The sequence below is a fragment of the Actinoplanes sp. NPDC023801 genome (assembly GCF_040639655.1).
Taxonomy (GTDB): Bacteria; Actinomycetota; Actinomycetes; order Mycobacteriales; family Micromonosporaceae; genus Actinoplanes.
The window spans coordinates 52,934-73,627 of sequence record NZ_JBFAAI010000009.1; the positions used below are offsets into that span (position 1 = coordinate 52,934).

A 20,694-nucleotide genomic window follows, 5' to 3' on the forward strand; every position below is an offset into this window, starting at 1 on the left:
GCCCGGAGTCCGGGGCGCCGATCACATGTCCGTGCAGCTCGCCCTGGTGCTTCTCTACGCGTTCGCCGCAGTCGCCGCGCTCGCGCCCGCCAGGGCCTCGTGGCGTCGCCGGACGGTCACGCCGCTCGCCGCGCCGCTCAGCTTGATCCTGGTCGGCATCGGTGAGTGGGCGGCGGCGCAGGCGCTGTCGGTCGCCGTGCCGCAACTGGCGATGCAGGTCGCCTTCAGTTACGCGATCTTCCCCGGCGTCAGCCTGGTGGTGGCGGGGTTCTACTGGCAGAGTCGCGTATACGCCGGTTACCGGTCCAGGCCGACCCGGCGGACAGTGTTGCTGCTCGGGATCGAGCCGGTGCTCGTCTCGCTGACGGCCGCCACCAACGGCTGGCACGGGCTGTTCTTCACCTCTGTCGAGGCCGGTGCGGCCGGCACGCTGCACCTGCACCCCGGCCCTCTGTACTGGGTCCATAGCGCTTACAGCTACCTGCTGATCAGCACCGGCACGCTGCTGGTGATCCGGGCGATGCTACGCACGGTCGCCGGTCAGCGCCGCGCGTTCACCTGTTTTCTGCTGGGCGGTCTCGCACCGACGGTGGCCAACCTGGTGACGTTGTTCAGCAACCAGGGCGCGTTGAAGTTGGACCTGACGTCGGTGGCGTTCCTGGTCACCGCCGGGGTGTGGTGGTGGACCGAGCGCACCGGGATCAACAGCCAACCGGTGCCGGTGGCTTACCAGCAGGTGCTCGCCGCTCTCGGCGACGGCGTGCTGGTGGTCAATACGGGCGGGACGGTCATCGAGGCGAATCCGGCGGCGCAGCGGCTGCTCGGGCAACCGGTCGTGAACCGTGCGTGGCTTGACCTGGTCGGTGTCGAGCTCGACGCCGACCGGCACATGACGCTCACCACCGGCGACGGAATCTGCCTGGACGTGCGGATGGTCGAGATGCGGGCTCCGGACGACGGTCGCGGCCTCGGCTGGGTCGTGGTCGCCCGCGACGTGACGGAGCTGGAACGGTTGCGTGCCGAGCTGACGGAACAGACCGTCCGGGACCACCTCACCGGCCTGTACAACCGGCGGCACCTCACCTCGGTGCTCGGCCACGCGGTCCGCGCGGCCGACGACGCGCTGGCCGTCGTCATGGTCGACGTGGACCACTTCAAGTCGGTGAACGACCGGTTCGGCCACGCAGTCGGCGACCGGCTGCTCGTGGACCTGGCGGGTGAACTCGTCCGCTGTGGCCGCCCCGGCGGGACGGTCGCCCGCTACGGCGGTGAGGAATTCGTCGTGGTTCTGCCCGGCACCGACCTCCAAGCGGCGATGTCGCACGCAGAGCAATTGCGGCAACGGTGCGCGATGCTCGTGCTCGACACCGACCACGGGTCGCTGCGTCCCACCATCAGCGCCGGGGTCGCGCGGCTCCGGCCCGGCATGACGGCGGAGGACCTGCTGCGTACGGCCGATGCGGCGCTGTACACAGCGAAGGCCGCAGGACGCAACCGAGTCGAGGCCGCGCAAGAGATCGTCGTCTGCTGAACACTGAAATACCGAACGGCACACCACCGCCGGCCGTAGTCACTTCAGGCCGAGGCATCCCCGATCGCCGATGTCCCTCTGGGACGGTGGTCTACCGTGGACGGCGCCCGTGGCCGGCGCGGCAATCGTCGTGGATCACTTGCGTCGACTGAGAGGTAGGCCGATGGCGTTTCCGTACGCTCGCACCTTCGACGAGGTTCTCGCTTACGTGCAGAAGCGCCGGTGCGTGTGCGGCTCCAAAAGGACCGAGATCGAGAACCGGGCCGGCGAGAAATGTGTGGTCGGAGGAGTTCCGGCCGTACGTTTCGACTTCTGCTGCGTGAAGTGTGCCCGGCTGCGCGAGTTCACGTTCCGGATGACTGAGCCCTCCGCCGAGTCGCAAACGTCCCACCGGCCGGGAATCCGGGTGATCGGCCTCGTCCGTTCCGTCGCTGAAGCCCATCTCTTCATGCATCTGCACCCGTGTGACGTCTGCGGGGAAGAGGCGTTCGAGCGGCACTTCGGGGTCGTCGTGGTGGACGGCGAGCCGTGCAGCCGGTACACCGGAACGTGCCCGGACTGCGGCAGCCCGCGCGAGTTCACGTTCCGGCTCCCGGAGGAGCCACTGATCCCCGACCAGGGGGAGCCGTGCTTCGGCGTTGAACGCCCGTCCGAGCTGCTGGACGCCGGCGAGTGGCTGTGGGTGGCCGACACCATCGCCGACAGCACACCCGCAGATCCGGCCGGGATGGATGCGCAGGAGCGGCAGCGGGCTCACTACGACCTCCTGACCGCGGCCGCGGCGGTCGCGGAGGCTCGGAAATTCGTGGCATTCGGCGCGGAGGCGGTGTCGCCCGAGGCACTCTGGAGCCTGGCCGGCCAAGCAGTTTACGAGGCGGAGCCGGGTCGATTCGGCTGGGAGCGGCTGGAGCTTTTCGAAACCGTCTTCCGCGACTTCGCCGTCGAGTTCGGAGACTGAAAGTTCCCGGCCTTCCTCGCGGGGCTGCTCAGCAGGTACTTCCTAGCGCCTCCCGACCTCCGGTCCCGGGCTGCCGCATCGGGGATGGGGCCCGTCACAGTCCGAACCGCTTTGACGGGCCGTACCCGGGGCACTAACAGAGCCCGACATCAGCTCCGGGACGACAGGAAGGCCCGCACATGAGAATCAACTACCACACCGGTCCGGTGAACTCTGACGTGAGCGGCGTTCGTCTCTGCGACTATTGCCGCCGGCCGGTGGCCGCGCGCAACAAGACGGAGTACACGGCGGCACGCGCCCGGCTGCTCCTCGACAGAGGGTTCTGCCTCTGCCCCAAGTCCTCGGCGCAGGCCCCATCGCCGGCTGAGGAATCCACCTCGTCCTTGTGAGTTTGTCGCTGACAGCAGCGGCGGCGGGCGGGCACCGGCGTTTCGGCGGGACCCCGCCCTCGGACAACCGATTGCGCCCGCCCTGGCCGGATCCGTACCGGCCAGGGCGCGCTGCAGTACGCGAAATGCCGAGCCCGGCACCGCACAGCGGTTAGCCTGCGCGAGCATGGGGACGGAACGGGCACATAAACAGGATCTGGACGGTGTGACGTGGCTGCGGGCATGGACGTCCGCACAGGCCACCATCAGGCTGGGGGAGTGCGCCGACGGCCGCTGGGTCGCCTGGCACTCCCGACGAGGCCCGGCATGGTTCTACGACGAACGCGGTGCGTGCGACCGTCTCGACCGGTTGATGGCGCGCGGCGTGTGGCGGGAACTGCTCGAGGCAGAATCGACCATCTGATGGCCGCCAGAGTGTCGGTGACGGGGAGCCACCGATCGTTGAGGTGATCCGATGGCCGGCGATCCTTCGAGCGACTTCACCCCTGCCGGACCTGCCCGCCGTGCCGGTCGCCGACTGAATTCGCCTCATGCATTGTTCGGCAGACGGGGACCCCACGTTGCCGTCGAGCATGTCTGCACCGCCAGGGCTGTCCGCTCCACTGTTGTGAGACGGCCGTCGCAGACCCCTGGGCGGTCCGCGTCCGTACTCCGGCTTGCAACCGCATGGTGGAAGGGGCGAGGCACATGTTCAGTCACCGTAGGCAGAGTCGTAGGGCTCGGCGTGTCGTTCTGTTCGGGATCAGCGCGGCGGTCGTCGGAGCCGGCGCGATCGTGACGCCGCAGGCGTTCGCCGGCACGCTGCCGGGCTTCGGCCGCGACGGCGGCACCCGGGCCGGATTCTTCGGCTTTGGGAACCGCAACGGCGCGGGAGGGGGCAACGGCGGCGGGGCTCCGGTGGACAACGGCGGCGATTGCAGCGACGTGCAACTGGTCTTCGCCCGTGGCACAGGCGAGCCTCAGGGCCTCGGCATCGTCGGCCGGCCGCTGGCGCAGGCACTCGCGAGTGAACTGCCCGGCCAGAGCGTGAGTTCGTTCGCCGTCGTCTATGCGGCGGCCTCCAACCAGAGGAGCGCCGGTCCCGGCGCTACCAACATGAGTCAGCACATTGCCGCAGTGGCCGCGGACTGTCCGCAGACCCGGTTCGTGATCGGCGGGTACTCGCAGGGCGCCAGCGTGACCGACATCGCGATCGGTATCCGTGGTGCCGGCACCGCGGGGGAGGCGATTCCGGAGAACCTGAACGACCGGGTCGCCGCCGTCGTGGTGTTCGGCAACCCCCTGGGCCTGCGGCGGCAGACGATCGCGCAGAACAGCCCCGCGTTCGGGCCCAAAGCGAAGGAGTTCTGCAACACCGGAGACCCGGTATGCGGTGGCGGCAACAACTTCGCCGCGCATCTGGCGTACCCCCGCAACGGCAGCGTCCAGGAAGCAGCCGAATTCGCCGCCGGAAAGATCAACGAAGGCTGATACGGCATCGCCGGTTCTCGCCGGGCAGAACGGCGCGGTCCACGGCAGCCCTCATCACTGCCGTGGACCGCTCCTTGCCTGCCGGCCCGAAGGTGTCCTTGGGTGCTCACCCTTGCCGGCGGCGGCCACCGCCACGGCGGCTGAGATGTGCGTAACCGTTGACGACGTCACGTGACGGTGTCTGCTCCGCTGTCGACGGCCGTAGATGGCTTTATGGCGTCGCCGAACGGATCCTGCGGTGGGGAGTACTAACTCCCTGCGATTCCGGGCTCGTGCTCCAGGTAGATGCGGTCGATGGCACTGAACTGTGTCGTATCGGCCAAGTTGACAGTGACGGTCTTGCCGGACGTCAGCGCCGCCAGAGCTGTGGTGAGAATCCGGTCCGGACTCTTCCGTGCGTCGAACCAGTCGTCGCTGAACTCTCCTTTCGGATCGCGCAGGAGGACGAAGACCTTCCCGGTGTCGGCCAGCGGCCCCGCAGCGAGCACGCGACACCCGTAGCACCAGTAGTTGGCATCCTCCTGAGCAGCGGCCGACACCGGCGACCCCGCGAAGGCGACCGCGCCGGCGCTGAACGCCGCTACGAGCGCCCCGCCCCCCATTTGCCGACTCCGCGACAGAACACTCGATCGAGCCATTCTTTTTCCTCACGATTCTCACGGCGACATTCGACGGGAAGCTAACCAGGCGCGGTTCACCGGCGAGTCGTTATCGTTCGAGAACGTCATGATCGGATTACCGGGAGAAACTCTTTCGGGTGTTTCACCAGCAGATCGTGCAGAACAGTCCGTGGGTCAGCGCGGGGCGACACGGCCGCGCAGTCGCCCATGCACAGGTGAGGGGCGAGCCCGCCAACGGAAGCTCCGGCGCAGGGTGCCTCCGGCGCTCGCGAGGGCGCGCACCCAGCCTCGAAGGTGTTCTGCCGACGGTGACATACGCCCTGTTTGGCGGAATCCACTGGAGGGCAATACGTCCACGAGAGCAACGGATGACCGTTGCGCGACGAACTTGTCCATCAGTCACCTTGTCAGCCGCGGCCTGGTGAAGCCGGCCGCCGCCATCATGCCGACGCCTGACGAACGCTGACGACCGCCGCCAACCCCGGACAGGGCTGGCGGCGGTCGCTTTTCGCATGGAAAGGGTTTCCCGTGGACGTCATGACCAATACAGGCCCCCTACGATCAGCCGTCGTCGTGAATCCCGTGAAGGTGCCCGACCTCGACGAGCTGCGCCGCACCATCACCGGCGCACTCACCGCCAAGGGCTGGCCTGAACCGATGTGGCTCGAGACCACCGTCGACGACCCCGGCGCCGGGCAGGCCGCCCAAGCCGTCCGCGACGGCGCCGAAATCATCCTCGTCTGCGGCGGTGACGGCACCGTGATGGCCTGCGTGACCGCCCTCGCCGGCTCCGACGTCGCACTGGCGGTGCTGCCCGCTGGCACCGGCAACCTGCTGGCCGCCAACCTCGGCCTCTCCGGCGACCTGGCCACCGGCCTCGAGGTCGTCCTGCAGGGCGGACGCCGCCGTATCGACGTGGGCGCGGTCGGCGAGCAGAGCTTCGCGGTGATGGCCGGCATGGGTTTCGACGCCCACATGCTCGACGCCACCAACGACACCGCCAAGAAGCACATCGGCTGGCTCGCCTACGTCGCCGGAGCCGTCCAGCACCTGCGTGACCGCCCTATGCACCTGCGCATCACCCTGGACGACAAGCCGTCCTTCACCCGCCGGCCCCGCACCGTCATCGTCGGCAACGTCGGCCGGTTGCAGGGCGGCATGCGACTGCTCAGCGAGGCGCAACCCGACGACGGCCTGCTCGACGTAGCCATCCTCAGCCCGCGCACCCTACGCCACTGGGCCGCCCTCGGCTGGGGCGTTCTGCGCCGCAAACAGAGCGTGCCGAGCATGGAGACCTACACCGCCACCCGCGTACGGATCCGCAGCCGGCGCGTCCAGCCCCGCCAACTCGACGGCGACCTCATCGACCCGGGCAAGGACCTTCTCGTCACCGTACGGCCGAAGGCTCTGCTGCTGTGTGTGCCTCAACCCGCCACCGATCCGGACCTCACCCACGACGCGGCGGCGGTCGAGCGCGACGCCCACGAGGTGCGTTGATCAGCAGTCGTCACGGACCGGCAGCGGCGCGGAGCCCCGGAGCCGGCCACCTCCAGGACGCCGGCGGCAAGGCCGGGCGGCCCACGAGGCGATGCCGGCACCGCTGCGCCGCTGGCCTGTCCGGTGCTGCGGCGATGGCCGTATCCGGCGGGCATAGCGACCCGGTTCGGGGGTAGTCGGGCCTGGACGGCAGGCGCAGTGGCCCCGGGCGGGGCGGATGGGGGACCAGCAGTGACCACGAATGTGCGGGACTTTCTGGCCGGCCATCGGGATGCCATGGTCGCCGAGCTGGCGGAGTGGGTCCGGATCCCGTCGATCGCCGGGGTACCGGAGCATCTGGTCGATCTGCGACGGTCGGCGAACTGGCTGGCGGCGGCATTGCGGGAGACAGGCTTTCCGTCGGTGGAGGTCTGGGACACCGAGGACGGTCCGGCCGTGTACGCCGAATGGTGCACCGACCCGGACGCTCCCACGGTCCTGATCTACAGCCACCACGATGTACGCGCCGCGAAGGACGAGGAGTGGGACGAGACCGCGCCGTTCGAGCCGAAGGTCCGTGACGGGTACCTCTACGGGCGTGGCGCGTCGGACGCGAAGGGTCAAGCCCTCGCACACGTGTGGGCTGTCCGCGCCCACCTGGCCGCCACCGGCCGCAAGAATCCGGCGGTGAATCTGAGGTTGCTGGTGGAGGGGGAGGAAGAAACCGGGTCGGCGCATCTGCGGCAGCTGCTGCAGGACAACCGGGAGCGGGTCGGCGCCGATCTGATCGTCTTCTCCGACACGTTGCTGTGGCGTGCGGATCATCCGGCGGTGTGTGTGAGTATGCGCGGCACCATGCTGGCGAAGCTGGAGATCATGGGGCCGTTGCAGGACGTGCACAGCGGAGCGGTGTCCGGGCCGGCACCCAATCCGGTCCTGGAGATGAGCCGGCTGCTCGGGCAGTTGCACGACGACAAGGGGCGGATCACGGTGCCCGGCTTCTACGACAGTGTGGTGGAGCCGTCGCAGCGGTTCCGTGAGGAGCTGGCCGCGCTGCCGTACAGCGACGCCGACTGGCTGGAGCGTTCGCTGACCCGCAGTGTGGGTGGCGAGGCAGGGTACACGGTGCTGGAACGGTTGTGGACGCGGCCGGCGATCGAGGTGACCAGCATGATCGCCGGTGACCCGATCGGACCGTCGCGGGCGGCGGTGCCGTCGGTTGCCACGGCCGATCTGAGCATCCGGTACGTCTGTGACCAGACCGGCGCCGAGATCGCCGACCAGTTGCGGCGGTGGCTGGCCGACACTGTCAGCGACCGGTTCGGCTACCAGCTCACCGTATCGCCGGAGACCGCGCAGGACCCGTACCGGACCCCGGAGGACCTTCCCGCGGTCACCGCTCTTGCGGAGGCCATGGGCGAGTGCTTCGGGCGTCCCGCCGGCCGGATGGGCAACGCTGGCGGCGGCCCGGCGGTCTGGCTCACCGAGCGCGTGGGGGCGCCGGTGGTGTACTTCGGCACCGGTCTGCCCGAAGACCACTGGCACGACAGCAACGAGCGGGTCTCCATCGACGTGCTGCTCGCGGGTGCCGCCACCCTTGCCACCTTCTGGGACCGGCTTCCCTCCGTGTGACCCGGACAGCCGGGGCCGAGGAGGAACTCCTGGTCCGGACCACTTGGTCTCGTGACCGCCTCATCGCTCAGCTGACGGCCTGCTCAGTTCTGGCGTGCGGCTTCAGGGTGATGCTCATGTCGAAGTTTCGCAGCTGCTGCCCGCGTATCTCGGCCAGACGAGTTGCGTCGACGGTGAAGCCGAAACGCTCGAAGGCGGGTCGCGCGGTGAGGCTGGCGTGCACATGCAGCCGCTGGTGACCGGCGGCTGCCGCCTCTCGCAGGATATGGGTGATCAGCGCGCGAGCCACCCCGCGCCGGCCGACGTCGGGGTCGACGAAAAGCATGTCCAGCAGGCCGTCGTCCGTGAAATCGCTGAAGCCCACGACCGCTCCGTTCAGGCAGGCGACGTAGGTGTGCGCTGCCGAGCGACGTCCTTGCCACCGGGCCTCGTCGACGGTGGGAGGTGCCCATGCCCGGATCTGCTCAGGGGTGTAGTCGCGGCTGGCCGTGCCGTGGACGGCCGCGCGGAAGACCTCCCACGTATCGCCGGCGTCAGTGGCCTCGTAGCGGCGGATCAGAAGGTCCCCCAGGGGAGGGACGTTGTCTCTCATGGTCGCATTCTGGAACACCGCTGAGTCCTCGGCACGCGCTCGTGCCACCGATGACGCGGCGAACCGGCGGCCCTCGTTCTCACGCCGACGTCTGCGCGGGTTGTGCCTGCTCGGGTGGGCGGTTTCGGGTGAGCAGGGTGTTGGCGCGGGCGAGCAGATCGTAGAGGTCGAACGGCTTGCCGAGATAGTCGTCGGCGCCCGCCTGGTAGGCGGCGTTCTTCTCGGCGGGGTACTGGTGCACCGAGAGCAGCAGGATGGGCAGGGATTGCGTGCGGGGGTCGCTGCGGAGCTTGCGGCACACGTCGAGACCGTCCAGGCCGGGCAGGGCCGGGTTCATGACGAGTAGGTCGAGACGTGCGCCCAGCGCATGGCTGAGGGTGTCGTCGCCGTTGTCGGTGACGTGTAGGTCATGGCCGTCACGGCGGAAGATCCGGACCAGGATGTCTTGGATGTCAGGCTCGTTTTCGCTGATGAGGATGTTCGCCATACTGGACCTCCGTAGCGTGGGGCGGCCGGTGGACTTGCTCGGCGTCGACGGTGACCATGAACCCTGATCCCTGCACCGGAGATCCCGCCGTCAGTGGGCGGCGAAGCATACTCAGGTTAAACCCGACCCAATGTATGTAAGGGCAGATATGGTCGCACCTCGGTCCGCTACTCGTACCACGACGAGAGGGGCTGCGGAAAGGAACCGCTGATCGCCAGGGATGAGCGTGCGATTCCACGGCTATCGGCGCGGGGTGAGCAGCACAGTTTCCAGGCGTAACGCCCGTAGTGCGTACAGGGCGATGCCGGCCGCGTTGATCACCTGATAGGTGACGCGACACCGGCGTGCCTGGCGTTGCCCGGCAAGCAGCGCGTTGATGCCGGCGACACCGAGGAAGGTGACGTCGGCAAGATCGACACACAGGAATACCGGAGCGGGGCGCCCGCCAAGCTCGCCGGTGAGGTTATCGACCAGCGCGCCCACGGTGTCCCGGTCGATGTCGCGCACCACGGCGACATGCACATGACCGTGATCGCGGCTCGTGACGGTGTAAACCCTGGGTCCCCTGGCCCACATGGTCATCTCCACAAGAAAGTTGTGGTGGGTGCCGACTTCGACGTCGTTGCGCAGAAGCGGCAGCCCTCTGCCAGGCGAGATCCGAAGGCCTCGACGTGGACCGAGAACTCGATCCGGAAGTCTTCGGCCGGGTCTCCGAGGCTCAAGCGGATTCTCTCCGATCGTGGCCCCGGCCGGGCCGGATCACTCTCTCGGGACTCTGCGCAGATCGGCATCGGTCGGCCGCGACACTCTGCGGTGGTGCAGAGGCGTACGGTTGGGGCAGATCTGCCGTAGGTCCGGATGGTGCCGTTTCGGTGGGATGCCGGCTCCCGTGACGCCGGGTCCGAATTCGTACGGATACGCCGGCGCAGGCTCGGAGGTTGCCGTCATGGTGGCCAAGCGATGTGTGCGCACAGACCGGGCCGGCGGTGGTCACGATGGATAGCGATGGCCGGCGGCCTCGGGTAGCTCAGCGGGTGGCAGAGCACGGTCCACAGGTGGACGAGTTGTGTCGGGCGTGCGTGGCGCATTTCCCCGACCTACAGGGTGTGGGGGTCGCGGTGATGACCGGCACGGCGCAGCAGGTGCGCTATGCCAGTGACGCCGTCAGCGAGGGGGTGGAACAGTTACAGCTGCTGCTGGGGGAAGGCCCCTGCCGCGATGCCTTCGACGTGGGTAGCCCGGTGCTGGCCGATGATCTTCAGGCTGCGACGTGGCGGGAGCGGTGGCCGGCGTTCGCCGGGGCGGCGCTGCAGGCCGGGGCGCGGGCGGTGTTCGCGCTGCCGCTGCGCGCCGGCACGCTGGGAGTCGGCGTCCTTGATCTGTACCGCGACAGTCCCGGCTTCCTGGCCGGTCAGGACTTGGCGGACGCGTTGGACTTCGCCGACGCGGTCACCGACCTGCTTCTCGCCGAAAGTCTGCCCGGCGACGACAGCGGGGACCACGACGCCGGTATCGGAGGCTACCTTGCACAGCGGGCGGTGGTGCACCAGGCCACCGGCATGATCAGTGTGCAGCTCGAGGCAGGATCGACGAGGCGTTCGCCCGGCTGCGGGCCTACGCATTCGCCGTGGACCGAGAGTTGGACGCAGTGGTGGCCGACGTGGTGGCCCGCCGGCTGCGTTTCGGCGATGTCGACGGTGAGCCGGGCCGCACTGCCGGCGACAAGGATGGAGCTGGATAGACATGTCACGGGAGCAAGCGGTTGCCGAGGCGTTCGTGCAGTTGTCCGACACGCTGGTCGCCGATATCGATGTCGGGGATTTCGTACGCCTGCTCACCGGCCGGTGCGTGCAGCTCCTGGATGTGCAGCTGGCCGGCGTCCTCGTCGCCGACCAGCACGGGGTGCTGAGATTGACGGCGTCGTCCTCGGAGTACGGCCGGATGCTGGAGCTGTTCGACATCGAGGTGGCGCCGTGCGCGGACTGCTTCGCCACCGGCGAACCGCTCGCCGTCCGCCACCTGGACACCCCTGGCGGACGGTGGCCGCAGTTCGCCGGAAGGCGTACGCCGACGGATTCCGCTCGGTGTACACGCTGCCGATGCGCCTGCGCGGCGAGGTCATCGGAGTCCTCGCCCTGCTCCGCGAGCAGGCTGAGCCGCTGGACGACGACGCAGTCCGTCTCGGGCAGGCGCTGGCCAATGTGACCACGGTAGGCCTGCTCCAGCACCGCACCGTTGCTCAACGGCTGGTTCTCGGCGAGCAGTTGCGGCACGTGCTGAACACCCGGGTGCTCATCGAACACGCCAAGGGGGTCGTCGCCGAACGCCTGGGCGTCGACATCGACACCGCCTCGGACGAGCTGCTGCGGCACAGTGAACGCACCGGCCACCCGCTCGGCGAGTTCGCCCGCGCCGTCCTGGACGGTGACCCTGCGACCGCCCGAGCCGACGTCGATGCGATCGCCGGTCCGATGGTGCTGATCCGGTCCTTCGACCTCGATTCCCTTGCCACGCTCCGCACCGCGGTGAGCCGCTGGTTGTCCGTCAACGGGTTCCCCCGAGCGGCGCGGCTCCAGCTGGTACTGGCCATTCATGAGGCGGCTGCCAATGCCGTACGACATGGTGGTGGCTCCGGTCGGCTGTGGCTGTGGTCGCACGCCGCAGACCTGTGGTGCGAGATCAGCGACGACGGCCCCGGACTGCCCGCGCACGTCACCGTGCCGGCTGTCGCACCTGACGACCTCGGCAACGGCAGCGGACTCTGGCTGATCGGCCAGGTCGCCGGCGAGTTCGCCATCGCCTCCGCTCCCGCAGGCGGCGCCCGGCTGATGCTGCGCTACCGGCTGCCGGCACCGGTACCGGGCAGGAGCTCCTGAGCGTTGCGTCGTGGAAGCAACTCACCGGCCTGCCGTTACGGGGGTCTCGCGGCTCATGCTGCGGCGTGATGGCGGGATACCCGGTGCGGGCCGGGACCAGAAAGGCGAACAATGCCGATTTCGCAGCACCCCGACGTCCCCGACCGGCCGACGGCGCCGGCTTCGTTCGCGGGCACCCTCGTGGCACTTGCCGCGACAGCCGACGACGCCTCCATCGTCGATGTCCACCTGACCCACATCGCCCGGCTGGCCCCCGACACGCTCGCCGCCGTCGACTATGCGTCGATCACAGCGTGGCGAGGACAGGGATACACCACCGTGGCCGCCAGCAGCGAACTGGCTTCGGCGGTCGACCAGGCGCAGTACACCGACGAGGCCGGGCCCTGTCTGCATTCCCTTCGGACGGCCGCGCCGGTCGGGGTGCCCGACATCGCGGCGACCATGTCATGGCCCGGTTTCTACCGCGCCGCACACGGGTTGGGACTGCACACCTCACTGTCGATACCGCTGTTCGCCGTAGCGGCACACCGATCGCCGTACTGAATCTCTATGGCCGCGACACCGCTGCCATGGCTCCTCTGATCGGCTGCGTCCGGACCGTCTACACCGGGCAGGCGCCACCGGACGGCAACCGGTCGGACATCGACCACGGTGCCCGGCAGCTCCTCGCCGGACTTGCGGGAGCCTTGTCTGTGCGCGCCACCATCCAGCAGGCTATCGGCGTACTCATGGCCCGTAACGACCGCAACGCCACTGAGTCCTATCGGCAACTCCGGCTTCGAGCCGCCGAGACCGGCAACTCACTGGCCGACACCGCCTCCGCCATACTCGACGGCGCAACCGCGCCCCACTCCCACCCGGAGAACTGAGGCCCTTCCGGGAGCATGGAGACCTCTTGCCGGAGGTGTTCCGGCACGAACTTCCGGTCGCTCCGGGGTCCGCTCGAGTGGCGAACGTCGCAACCGGTCGCCATGGACCACCACGGCCGTCAGGGTGCGTGCCCAGTCGAGGCCGCCCTCTGACATCGTGATGCTCCAGTCCTCGTCGCTGGCAGCCACGCGCCGGCGCCGGGTAACCGCGAGTTCGGGCCGATCCACGAGCCCATTCAGGCACGGCGTGACCTTGCCAAAAGTGGTCAGCGTTGTCCGCCGGCGTATCGCACAGCTGCGCCCGCGAGGTCGCAAGGCGAACTGTGGTGCTGGGGCTCGGACTCCTACGGCCAGCTCGGCACCCCGACGTCGGCATCGCCGGTCCGGCTGCTCGACGGAGAATCCGCCACGACGGCCGCCCTGATCCGGATCGAGGCTCACACCTCATGCGCAATCGCCACCGCAAGGGTCTCTGGTGCCGGGGAGAGACTCGTGCCCCGTTCGGACACACGAAACGGCGGCCCGCTGAACCAGCCGGGCCGCCGTTTCGTCAAGCGTTGATCAGAGCGGGCGGATGTTCTCCGCCTGCGGGCCCTTCTGGCCCTGGGTGATGTCGAACTCCACCTTCTGGTTCTCGTCGAGGCTGCGGAAGCCGCTCGTCGCGATCGCGGAGAAGTGGGCGAAGACGTCGGCGCCGCCGTCGTCGGGGGTGATGAAGCCAAAGCCCTTGTCGGCGTTGAACCACTTCACGGTACCTGTAGTCATGTCTGCTCCTTCGCAGGCTGTCGGAGACCGCACTGTGCGGTCTCGCACGCCGCTGCGTTGATCACCAGCGTCGGAAACGACACCAAAAAACGAAAAGCACCTAGGTGGGTTTAGATTACCCCAACAGGCGCCCAAGACGTCTACGGAAATCAAAACTGCAACAAGATCACCCTAGCACAACATCGATGAGATCTGTTGCTGGCGCTCCGGTGGCGTCGGCGCACACGTCGGATCGGCAGGGGGGACGGAGTCGTCGTCGCGGATCCCGGTCATGGTCCACTGGTCGGCGGGGTGGGCGTGAGCAGCAGACGGCGGCCGGCCGGGGTGATCTCCGCCGCCGTGCGCTGTCGTGTCCGCTCCGGGTGCGCCACACTCCTCTGGCGTGCGTGATGAGGAGGTTGCCGTGACTGCGATCGAGGCCCTTGGCCGGCTGCTGCGGCAGTCGCACCATGCCCGGCCGGACGACCTGCCGCAGATGGCGATGCGAGCCGCCCCGCTGGTCGGCGCCAACGCGATGATCATGTATCTGGTGGATCACCGGCAGCGTGAGCTTCTTCCCCTGGTCGCGGGCGACGCTCCACGTCGTGAGCCATTCATGATCGACGGAACGCTGGCAGGGCGCGCGTTCACGACGGTCGCCGCCTGCGTGAGCGACGCCGAGGCCGACGGCGTCCGACTGTGGGTGCCGCTGATCAACGGTGCCGAGCGCCTCGGCGTCCTGGAGGTCGTCCTGGACGGCCCGGCGGGGGATACCGTCGTGGAGGATTGCGCGACGGTCGCCGCGCTGCTGGCCGAGTTGGCGGTGACCCGTGACCTCTACAGCGACACCATCGAACGGCTGCGCCGCCGTGAGCCGATGCTCCTGGCCGCGGAGATGCTGCGTGCCCAGCTGCCGCCGCTGACGTTCTCCACCGGCCATCTGATGATCAGCGGAGTGCTGGAGCCGTGCTACGACGTCGGCGGTGACGCATTCGACTACGCCGTCAACGGCGACATCGCGCACATGGCGCTGTTCGACGCGGTCGGGCACGGCTCGGCCGGCGGGATGCGAGCAGTCATGCTGGCCTCCCTCGCACTGGCGGCCTACCGCAACGCCCGCCGGGTCGGATTCAACCTGATCGACACCTACCATCACATCGACCGGGCAGTCCAGGCCCATGACCGGCTGGGCATGATCACCGCGGTGCTCGCCGAGCTCGACCAGCGCACCGGGTCGCTGCGAGCGATCTCCGCGGGGCATCCCGGTGGCGTGGTCATCCGCCGCGGCAAAGCCGTCAAGGTGCTGCCCACCCCGACGGCGCTTCCGGTCTCTCTCGGCCACCATCGGCCGCCGGTCGTCGTCGAAGAGGCCCTCGAGCCCGGCGACCATGTGCTGCTCTACACCGACGGCATCACCGAGGCCCGCTCCCGCGACGGCGAACCGTTCGGCATCGACCGGCTCATCGACTTCACGGTCAAGGCCATCGCCGACCGGCTGCCGCTGCCGGAGACCACCCGCCGGCTGGTCCACGCCATCCTCGAGCATCAGGACGACTGCCTGCAGGACGACGCCACCGTGCTGCTCACCCAGTGGACCAGCCCGGCACCGGCGGACTCCGACACCGAACTACCGGAATCCGACAACCGGGCGCCCCTGGACGCCGTGGGATGACACGGATCCAGCAAGTACTCCTGCACCGCCGCCCGCATCGAGCGGTTACCTGCCACGGAGCCGGGCCCGGCGTACGGTAAAGATTCCCCCGGGTGTTCCGGACATATGGCCTGGCGGAAGGCAACAGCGATGATCCCGGTACGGCCCGCGGACGAGCAGTCACAGGCAGCGGCACTGGCGCGCTACCACCTGTTCGACGGCCCGCCCGAACCTGAGCTGCAGACGGTCGTGGAGCTGGCCGCTCAACTGTGCCAGGTCCCGATCTCGGTGCTGTTCGTCCTCGACCACGACCGCCAGCACCAGGTCGCTGCCGTCGGCATCGACGTGGCAGTGTGCCGGAGGGAGGACTCCATGTGCTCGGTGGCTCTGGTAGCCCCCGAACCGATGTACGTCGAGGATGCCCGCAACGATCCGAGATTCGCGGCCAATCCCTTCGTCACCGGGATGTTCCAGCGGTTCCGCTTCTACGGCTCGACCCAACTATGCACCCCGGACGGGTTCGTGCTGGGTACTTTGTGCGTGTTCGACAACGTTCCGCGGGTACTCGACGAGCAACAGCGGCAAGGCCTGGACCGGCTCGCCCGGATGGCCATCGACGTGCTGGAACTACGCCGGCACGGGTTCCTCGTCGCCGACCTGCTCCGCGAACAGCATCGCACCCGGGCCGCGCTGGAAGGCGCCAACGAAACGCTGCGGCACTTCGCTGCCCAGCTCGCGCACGACCTGCGCAGCCCGCTGACCGGTATCCTCGCGTTCTCGGCCGAGCTGCACCAGCTGCCCACGGTCAATGCCGACGCCGACGTCTCCTGGTGTTCCGACCGCATCTCGGCCGCCGCTCAGCGGATGAGCTCCCTCATCGACGACGTGCTGGAACACGCCACGGCCGCCGCTGCCGGTCACGCGGCCGAGGCGAACCTCGCCGAGCTCACCCGGCAGGTCCTCGAGGATCTCGCCGTACAGATCACCGACGCCCGCGCCGAGGTCACCACGGGCGAACTGCCCACCGTGACCGCCGATTGCACCCAATGGCGCATCCTGCTGCAGAATTTGATCAGCAACGCGATCAAGTACCGCCACCCCCACCGGTCCTGCCGGGTCACCGTCACCGCCGTCACCGAGCCCGGCTGGTACCGCGTCTGCGTCGCCGACAACGGCATCGGCATCCCGGCCGAGCAACGGGAACTGGCGACCCGGCCCTTCACCCGTCTCGCCCCCGAGCACAGCGCCGGCCACGGCATCGGACTGTCGACCTGCAGCCGCATCGTGCACACCCACGGGGGGCGGCTCGACATCACCGACACGGCAGGGGGCGGCACCACCGTCTGCATCACCGTCCCCACCGGCGATCCGGGGTACGACTCCGCGCGGTAGCAGCAGAGCGCAACGGGGGAGGGCATTCTTCACGCATGCGAGGTGTTGCTTCGCCTCCTATGGGGTGACCTGGGCGAAGCCGAGGTGGGTCCGCCGGCGGACCGGGTAGCTGTCTGCCCATGACCGCTCGTGATGGAGGCCCCATGATCACGCACGACAACATCGATTCGCTGTACGGATATGACGTGTACGACCGCACCGACGACAAGGTCGGCAGCATCGGCGCGGTGTGGACCGACGGCAGCGGCAACCCGGCGTGGGCCAGTGTCCGGACCGGCTGGTTCGGGCTGAGGGAGTCGCTGGTGCCGTTGCGGGGCGCGGAACTGCGGGGCGACCGGGTGGTGGTGCCGTTCGAGAAGGCGCACATCAAGAACGCCCCCGACATCGACGCCGAATCCGACGAGCCCTTGACGAGCGACGAGGTGACGCGGCTGTACGAGCACTACTCGATGAACTGGTCCGACGAACACCAGGCGTACCGGGGCGGGGGATACGTCCGTGAGGACGGTGACGGCCTCCGTGACGACGCCATGACGCGGTCGGAGGAACGGCTCACCGTCGACACCGAGACCGAACAGGTCGGCCGGGCCCGGCTGCGCAAGTACGTGGTGGCCGAGAAGGCACAGGTCACGGTGCCGGTGAGCCATGAGGAGGTCCGGATCGACCGGGAGCCGATCACCGAGGCCAACCGGGCCCGCGCCCTGGACGGCCCGGACATCACCGAATCCGAGCACGAGGTGCGGTTGTACGCCGAACGCCCCGTCGTCGAGACGCAGGTGGAGGCGGTGGAACGGGTACGCCTCGCCAAGGAGACGGTCACCGAGGAGCAGACCGTGGGGGGACAGGTCCGCAAGGAGCACATCGAGGCCGACCTGCCCGACGGGGGCCGCCGCGCCATCGGCTGACGGGCGGTTCACCGGTCAGGTGATATCCCGGCCGGGCGGAGCGGTGGCTCCGCCGCGCCGGAGCCCACCACGCGTGGCGAAGGTTCCCCCGAACGGCTACGGCTCGCAGGATAGCCACGGCAGTCCGTGGGTACGTCAGAGCGACACACGATGAACTACCGGAGGTACCGTGACCAGCACCGAGTTCGGCGCGATGACGAACGACCAACTGCGTGAGAGCGCGCGGGGCCGTGGCGTGCCCGATGCCGATCACATGGATCGTCAGGAGCTGATCTCGGTCCTGGCCGGTACCGACGACGCGATGACGCGTTCGGAGGAGCAGCTGCTGGTCAGCACCGAGGTGTGGGAGACCGGCCGGGCCCGGCTGCGGAAGTTCGTGGTCACCGAGGACGTCCAGATCACCGTGCAGGTACGTCGTGAGGGCATCCGGCTGGAACGTGAACCGATCGCGGAGAGCGACCAGCAGGCCGTACCGGATCCGGATGTCTTCGGGCCCGCGGAGGTGTTCGCCGGCAAGGACGGGGGAGTTGTCTTCGAGATGACCCTGCACGAGGAGCGGCCGGTCGTCACCACCGAGATTGTGCCTGTGGAACGGATCCGGCTCACGAAGGTGGTCGAGACCGACGACCACGTCGTCTCGGGGGAGTTGCGCAAGGAGAAGATCGAGGCGGAACTTCCCGGCGAGCCGCCCAAGCCCCTCATCTGAGCCGGCAAGATCCCGCCGGCCCGGGTGGCCGCCGGTCAGTCCGGGAACGGGAATCGGCTGCGAAGGCCGGTGAGCAGGTCGTCTGCCCGACCGTCGCACGTCGCCTCCGCGTGGCTGAACGCGTCGAGGACCGCCTCCAGCGGATCGTCGTTCACTGCGGCGAAGAGCGCCGGAACGCGAACGACGGCCGGTGCCTGGCTCCCTGCGACGCCTCGAACGGCACCGGCCCGGACCCGTCGAACCCGGTCCACAGCAGCGGGAACACCGCTTCCGGGGAAGTGAACGGTTCCGGTAGGGGCTCACCGCGGTCCATGGCGGTCAGCGCGGGACGAACCCAGCCGATCTCGTCCATCCCGGCGACTTCGAAAGCTCGGCGGGCCAGCCACCGCGCTGCGGCCTGCTGCACCGCGGGATCCCATCCGTCGAAGACGTCCAGCAGGTCCCGGTGATGCTGGGCCACAGCCAGCACGTTCCCGCGTACCTGCCGCAGCCGATCCGACGGCGGCCGGTCGCCCCACGCCCAGGCGTCGTACCAGTCTTCCTCGCCGCCTTCGTCCCAGCCGTCGTGATCGCCGTCGTCGCCGTTCTCGCCGGTTTCGTCGCCGGTGTGCGCGGCCGCCGGTGGTGTTTCCCGGGCGGCACCGTGCCAGTACGCGGCGATAGCGCTGGTCTGCCGCACGATCGTCTCCGCCGCCTCATCGTCGGGCCACAGCTGCACCAGATACCGGTCCACGGTCGGTTCTCCGGACATGACAGTGTCAGCATCCCGGGCGGCGTCCATCCCGGCGGCGCAGTACCGCGCGCGTAGCAGGCCGGTGCCGGGTATCCGGACGTCGAACGAGTCCTGGAACGACCGGACGCACATGTCCACCGACGGCGGCGTGAACGGCACGTCGACGATCTCCTCCCAGCCGGCGCCGAGTTCCGGTGCCGTCGCGTGCCACTCGATACGCAGCGGCACCCGGCCGGTGTGCAACCCGGTGATCATCGACAGGACGCCGGGGACCGCGGCGCCGGCGAGCCCGTTCTGCTGACCCGCCCACGTGCCACCCAGGTCCGGGTGCTCGTCACCGCAGGTCAGGAACATGAACCCGTAGTGCACCGGCACGTCAGCGTCGAACAACACGATCATGAACTAGATCGTGCCGGACCGTGCCCCGGCCGCGTACCGGCATCACCTGCACCGGCCTCCGCCCTGAGCGCCGGCCGCGCGGACCGTCGAGAGTCCGGTGGCGTCACCGTGGCATTTACCCGGATCAGAACCGATACCCGGAATACCCGTGCCGAGCCGGGTGAAACGGCGGGAGAAATGGACTCTCGCCGGTGTGCAGAATTTGGAGGCAATGGCCGGAATCCTCCGACGCCGTCCCCTTGACCAGCTGAAACGCGATGTTGGCCACTCAATGTGGTGACATCTGTCGTGAATGGGTCCGCTATCGAGGGGTAGCAAACACGTCGTAGCCGTTGACCCCCCGAAGAAAAGGGAGATCCCCCATGATCACGCAGGAGAAGTTCGGTTCGCTTCGCGGCCTCGAGGTCGTCGACAACGACGGCGACAAGATCGGCACAATCGGTGCGGTATGGACCGACGGCGCCGGCAAGCCGACGTGGGCGAGTGTCCGGACCGGACTGTTCGGCATGAACGAGTCGCTGTTCCCGCTGCAGAACGCCGATCTGCGCGGCGACCACCTCGTGGTGCCGTTCGACAAGGCCACGGTCAAGGACGCCCCCAACGTCGACGCCGACCATGACGAGCCGTTGAACCAGGACGAGGTCGACCGCCTCTACCAGCACTACAACATCAACTGGGACGAGACCTACCGGTCCTACCAGGACGGCGCCGCTACGGCGGACGCCTCCTACACCGGCACCACGACGACCGCCGGCCGGGAGACCGAGGGCCTGACCGGCGACGCCATGACCCGTTCGGAGGAGCGACTCAACGTCGGCACCGAGCGTGAGCAGACCGGCCGGGCCCGGCTGCGCAAGTACGTGGTGTCCGAGCAGCAGCAGGTGTCGGTTCCGGTGACCCGCGAAGAGGTGCGGCTCGAGCGCGAGCCGATCACCGGCGCCAACCGCGACGCCGCGTACACCGGCCCGGATCTCACCGAGTCGGAGCACGAGGTGACCCTGCATGCCGAGCGGCCGGTGCTGACCACCGAGACCGTCCCGGTGGAGCGGGTCAAGCTCGGCAAGGAGACCGTCACCGAGCAGCAGACCGTCGGTGGCGAAGTCCGCAAGGAGCGCATCGAGGCTGACCTGCCCGACGAGGACGGCCGCCGCACCATCAGCTGAAACTGAACCCCCGTCGGACCTGTCGGTGCCCCGCCTTCCTGGAGGCGGGGCACCGGTGTGTCCCTCGTGACCGTCGCCTCTGCCGGATCGGTTACCGCTCA

General features: G+C 68.7%; 22 protein-coding genes and 1 pseudogene. 16 read left to right on the forward strand and 7 right to left on the reverse strand.

Going from position 1 to position 20,694, the window contains the following annotated elements; genetic code table 11:
• The first annotated feature begins 25 nt into the window (after positions 1–25).
• The 4 genes from AB0G04_RS18265 to AB0G04_RS18280 all read left to right on the forward strand — a co-directional run bounded on the left by AB0G04_RS18265 (position 26) and on the right by AB0G04_RS18280 (position 4,348).
• Positions 26–1,531 (forward strand): diguanylate cyclase, encoded by a 1,506-nt coding sequence (locus AB0G04_RS18265; protein WP_360983467.1) that lies wholly within the window; start codon positions 26–28, stop codon positions 1,529–1,531.
• Between the two features lie 163 nt (positions 1,532–1,694).
• Positions 1,695–2,489: a hypothetical protein gene (locus AB0G04_RS18270; RefSeq protein WP_360983469.1), complete on the forward strand. Its 795-nt coding sequence runs from the start codon at positions 1,695–1,697 to the stop codon at positions 2,487–2,489.
• A 555-nt stretch (positions 2,490–3,044) separates the two neighbouring features.
• Positions 3,045–3,281: a hypothetical protein gene (locus tag AB0G04_RS18275; RefSeq protein ID WP_360983471.1), complete on the forward strand. Its 237-nt coding sequence runs from the start codon at positions 3,045–3,047 to the stop codon at positions 3,279–3,281.
• Between the two features lie 371 nt (positions 3,282–3,652).
• Positions 3,653–4,348: a cutinase family protein gene (locus tag AB0G04_RS18280; RefSeq protein WP_360983473.1), complete on the forward strand. Its 696-nt coding sequence runs from the start codon at positions 3,653–3,655 to the stop codon at positions 4,346–4,348.
• Positions 4,349–4,596: 248 nt separating this feature from the next.
• Here AB0G04_RS18280 and AB0G04_RS18285 read toward each other — a convergent pair whose 3' ends face one another.
• Positions 4,597–4,950 (reverse strand): hypothetical protein, encoded by a 354-nt coding sequence (locus AB0G04_RS18285; protein WP_360983475.1) that lies wholly within the window; start codon positions 4,948–4,950, stop codon positions 4,597–4,599.
• A 555-nt stretch (positions 4,951–5,505) separates the two neighbouring features.
• Between AB0G04_RS18285 and AB0G04_RS18290 the strand changes: the two genes are divergently transcribed.
• Together AB0G04_RS18290 and AB0G04_RS18295 are read left to right on the forward strand one after the other, a co-directional pair.
• Complete coding sequence (locus AB0G04_RS18290) at positions 5,506–6,465, forward strand: diacylglycerol kinase family protein (RefSeq protein WP_360983478.1); 960 nt, start codon at positions 5,506–5,508, stop codon at positions 6,463–6,465.
• A 231-nt stretch (positions 6,466–6,696) separates the two neighbouring features.
• The gene (locus AB0G04_RS18295) at positions 6,697–8,076 is read left to right on the forward strand and encodes a M20/M25/M40 family metallo-hydrolase (protein ID WP_360983480.1); all 1,380 of its coding nucleotides are present in this window, start codon (positions 6,697–6,699) and stop codon (positions 8,074–8,076) included.
• Positions 8,077–8,143: 67 nt separating this feature from the next.
• On the opposite strand, the gene AB0G04_RS18300 is transcribed toward AB0G04_RS18295, so the two are convergent.
• From AB0G04_RS18300 to AB0G04_RS18310, 3 genes are all read right to left on the reverse strand, one after another.
• A complete protein-coding gene (locus tag AB0G04_RS18300; RefSeq protein ID WP_360983482.1) occupies positions 8,144–8,668 on the reverse strand; it encodes a GNAT family N-acetyltransferase in 525 nt (174 codons plus the stop codon).
• Between the two features lie 79 nt (positions 8,669–8,747).
• Positions 8,748–9,155 (reverse strand): response regulator, encoded by a 408-nt coding sequence (locus tag AB0G04_RS18305; RefSeq protein WP_360983484.1) that lies wholly within the window; start codon positions 9,153–9,155, stop codon positions 8,748–8,750.
• A gap of 240 nt (positions 9,156–9,395) precedes the next feature.
• Positions 9,396–9,737, reverse strand: a complete 342-nt coding sequence (locus tag AB0G04_RS18310; RefSeq protein WP_360983486.1) for an STAS domain-containing protein — start codon at positions 9,735–9,737, stop codon at positions 9,396–9,398.
• A gap of 413 nt (positions 9,738–10,150) precedes the next feature.
• Between AB0G04_RS18310 and AB0G04_RS18315 the strand changes: the two are divergent.
• A pseudogene (locus AB0G04_RS18315) lies at positions 10,151–10,513 on the forward strand (GAF domain-containing protein); the annotation flags it as partial.
• A gap of 388 nt (positions 10,514–10,901) precedes the next feature.
• On the opposite strand, the gene AB0G04_RS18320 reads toward AB0G04_RS18315, so the two are convergent.
• The gene (locus tag AB0G04_RS18320; protein ID WP_360983976.1) at positions 10,902–11,174 is read right to left on the reverse strand and encodes a hypothetical protein; all 273 of its coding nucleotides are present in this window, start codon (positions 11,172–11,174) and stop codon (positions 10,902–10,904) included.
• 20 nt (positions 11,175–11,194) lie between these two features.
• Here AB0G04_RS18320 and AB0G04_RS18325 point away from each other — a divergent pair, with 20 nt between their 5' ends.
• The 4 genes from AB0G04_RS18325 (at position 11,195) to AB0G04_RS18340 (ending at position 13,461) form a co-directional block, all read left to right on the forward strand.
• A complete protein-coding gene (locus AB0G04_RS18325) occupies positions 11,195–12,031 on the forward strand; it encodes an ATP-binding protein (RefSeq protein WP_360983958.1) in 837 nt (278 codons plus the stop codon).
• A 111-nt stretch (positions 12,032–12,142) separates the two neighbouring features.
• Positions 12,143–12,574 (forward strand): hypothetical protein, encoded by a 432-nt coding sequence (locus AB0G04_RS18330; protein WP_360983488.1) that lies wholly within the window; start codon positions 12,143–12,145, stop codon positions 12,572–12,574.
• A gap of 26 nt (positions 12,575–12,600) precedes the next feature.
• A complete protein-coding gene (locus AB0G04_RS18335; protein WP_360983490.1) occupies positions 12,601–12,900 on the forward strand; it encodes an ANTAR domain-containing protein in 300 nt (99 codons plus the stop codon).
• Positions 12,901–13,134: 234 nt separating this feature from the next.
• Entirely contained in the window at positions 13,135–13,461 is a 327-nt protein-coding gene (locus tag AB0G04_RS18340) for an RCC1 domain-containing protein (RefSeq protein ID WP_360983961.1), read from the forward strand.
• On the opposite strand, the gene AB0G04_RS18345 is transcribed toward AB0G04_RS18340, so the two are convergent.
• Positions 13,462–13,665 carry a cold-shock protein gene (locus AB0G04_RS18345; protein WP_360417608.1) on the reverse strand — a complete coding sequence of 68 codons (204 nt, stop codon included), beginning with the start codon at positions 13,663–13,665 and terminating at the stop codon, positions 13,462–13,464. It abuts the gene before it with no gap.
• Positions 13,666–14,068: 403 nt separating this feature from the next.
• On the opposite strand from AB0G04_RS18345, the gene AB0G04_RS18350 reads away from it, so the two are divergent.
• The 4 genes from AB0G04_RS18350 to AB0G04_RS18365 all read left to right on the forward strand — a co-directional run bounded on the left by AB0G04_RS18350 (position 14,069) and on the right by AB0G04_RS18365 (position 18,298).
• A complete protein-coding gene (locus tag AB0G04_RS18350; RefSeq protein WP_360983492.1) occupies positions 14,069–15,316 on the forward strand; it encodes a PP2C family protein-serine/threonine phosphatase in 1,248 nt (415 codons plus the stop codon).
• A 129-nt stretch (positions 15,317–15,445) separates the two neighbouring features.
• On the forward strand, positions 15,446–16,687 hold the full coding sequence (locus AB0G04_RS18355) for a GAF domain-containing sensor histidine kinase (RefSeq protein WP_360983494.1): 1,242 nt from the start codon (positions 15,446–15,448) through the stop codon (positions 16,685–16,687).
• Between the two features lie 143 nt (positions 16,688–16,830).
• Entirely contained in the window at positions 16,831–17,592 is a 762-nt protein-coding gene (locus tag AB0G04_RS18360) for a PRC and DUF2382 domain-containing protein (RefSeq protein WP_360983496.1), read from the forward strand.
• 169 nt (positions 17,593–17,761) lie between these two features.
• Positions 17,762–18,298, forward strand: a complete 537-nt coding sequence (locus tag AB0G04_RS18365; RefSeq protein WP_360983498.1) for a YsnF/AvaK domain-containing protein — start codon at positions 17,762–17,764, stop codon at positions 18,296–18,298.
• A gap of 151 nt (positions 18,299–18,449) precedes the next feature.
• Here the strand turns inward: AB0G04_RS18365 and AB0G04_RS18370 are convergent, their stop codons facing one another.
• Positions 18,450–19,430 (reverse strand): hypothetical protein, encoded by a 981-nt coding sequence (locus tag AB0G04_RS18370; RefSeq protein WP_360983500.1) that lies wholly within the window; start codon positions 19,428–19,430, stop codon positions 18,450–18,452.
• 362 nt (positions 19,431–19,792) lie between these two features.
• Here AB0G04_RS18370 and AB0G04_RS18375 point away from each other — a divergent pair, with 362 nt between their 5' ends.
• Positions 19,793–20,593: a PRC and DUF2382 domain-containing protein gene (locus AB0G04_RS18375; RefSeq protein ID WP_360983502.1), complete on the forward strand. Its 801-nt coding sequence runs from the start codon at positions 19,793–19,795 to the stop codon at positions 20,591–20,593.
• Positions 20,594–20,694 lie beyond the last annotated feature (101 nt).

Coding starts and splice junctions, on each gene's coding strand:
- AB0G04_RS18265 (WP_360983467.1), top strand. CDS start 26: ATGTCCGTGCAGCTCGCCCTGGTGCTTCTCTACGCGTTCGCCGCAGTC.
- AB0G04_RS18270 (WP_360983469.1), top strand. CDS start 1,695: ATGGCGTTTCCGTACGCTCGCACCTTCGACGAGGTTCTCGCTTACGTG.
- AB0G04_RS18275 (WP_360983471.1), top strand. CDS start 3,045: ATGGGGACGGAACGGGCACATAAACAGGATCTGGACGGTGTGACGTGG.
- AB0G04_RS18285 (WP_360983475.1), bottom strand. CDS start 4,950: ATGGGGGGCGGGGCGCTCGTAGCGGCGTTCAGCGCCGGCGCGGTCGCC.
- AB0G04_RS18290 (WP_360983478.1), top strand. CDS start 5,506: ATGACCAATACAGGCCCCCTACGATCAGCCGTCGTCGTGAATCCCGTG.
- AB0G04_RS18300 (WP_360983482.1), bottom strand. CDS start 8,668: ATGAGAGACAACGTCCCTCCCCTGGGGGACCTTCTGATCCGCCGCTAC.
- AB0G04_RS18305 (WP_360983484.1), bottom strand. CDS start 9,155: ATGGCGAACATCCTCATCAGCGAAAACGAGCCTGACATCCAAGACATC.
- AB0G04_RS18310 (WP_360983486.1), bottom strand. CDS start 9,737: ATGACCATGTGGGCCAGGGGACCCAGGGTTTACACCGTCACGAGCCGC.
- AB0G04_RS18330 (WP_360983488.1), top strand. CDS start 12,143: ATGCCGATTTCGCAGCACCCCGACGTCCCCGACCGGCCGACGGCGCCG.
- AB0G04_RS18335 (WP_360983490.1), top strand. CDS start 12,601: ATGGCTCCTCTGATCGGCTGCGTCCGGACCGTCTACACCGGGCAGGCG.
- AB0G04_RS18345 (WP_360417608.1), bottom strand. CDS start 13,665: ATGACTACAGGTACCGTGAAGTGGTTCAACGCCGACAAGGGCTTTGGC.
- AB0G04_RS18355 (WP_360983494.1), top strand. CDS start 15,446: ATGATCCCGGTACGGCCCGCGGACGAGCAGTCACAGGCAGCGGCACTG.
- AB0G04_RS18360 (WP_360983496.1), top strand. CDS start 16,831: ATGATCACGCACGACAACATCGATTCGCTGTACGGATATGACGTGTAC.
- AB0G04_RS18370 (WP_360983500.1), bottom strand. CDS start 19,430: ATGATCGTGTTGTTCGACGCTGACGTGCCGGTGCACTACGGGTTCATG.
- AB0G04_RS18375 (WP_360983502.1), top strand. CDS start 19,793: ATGATCACGCAGGAGAAGTTCGGTTCGCTTCGCGGCCTCGAGGTCGTC.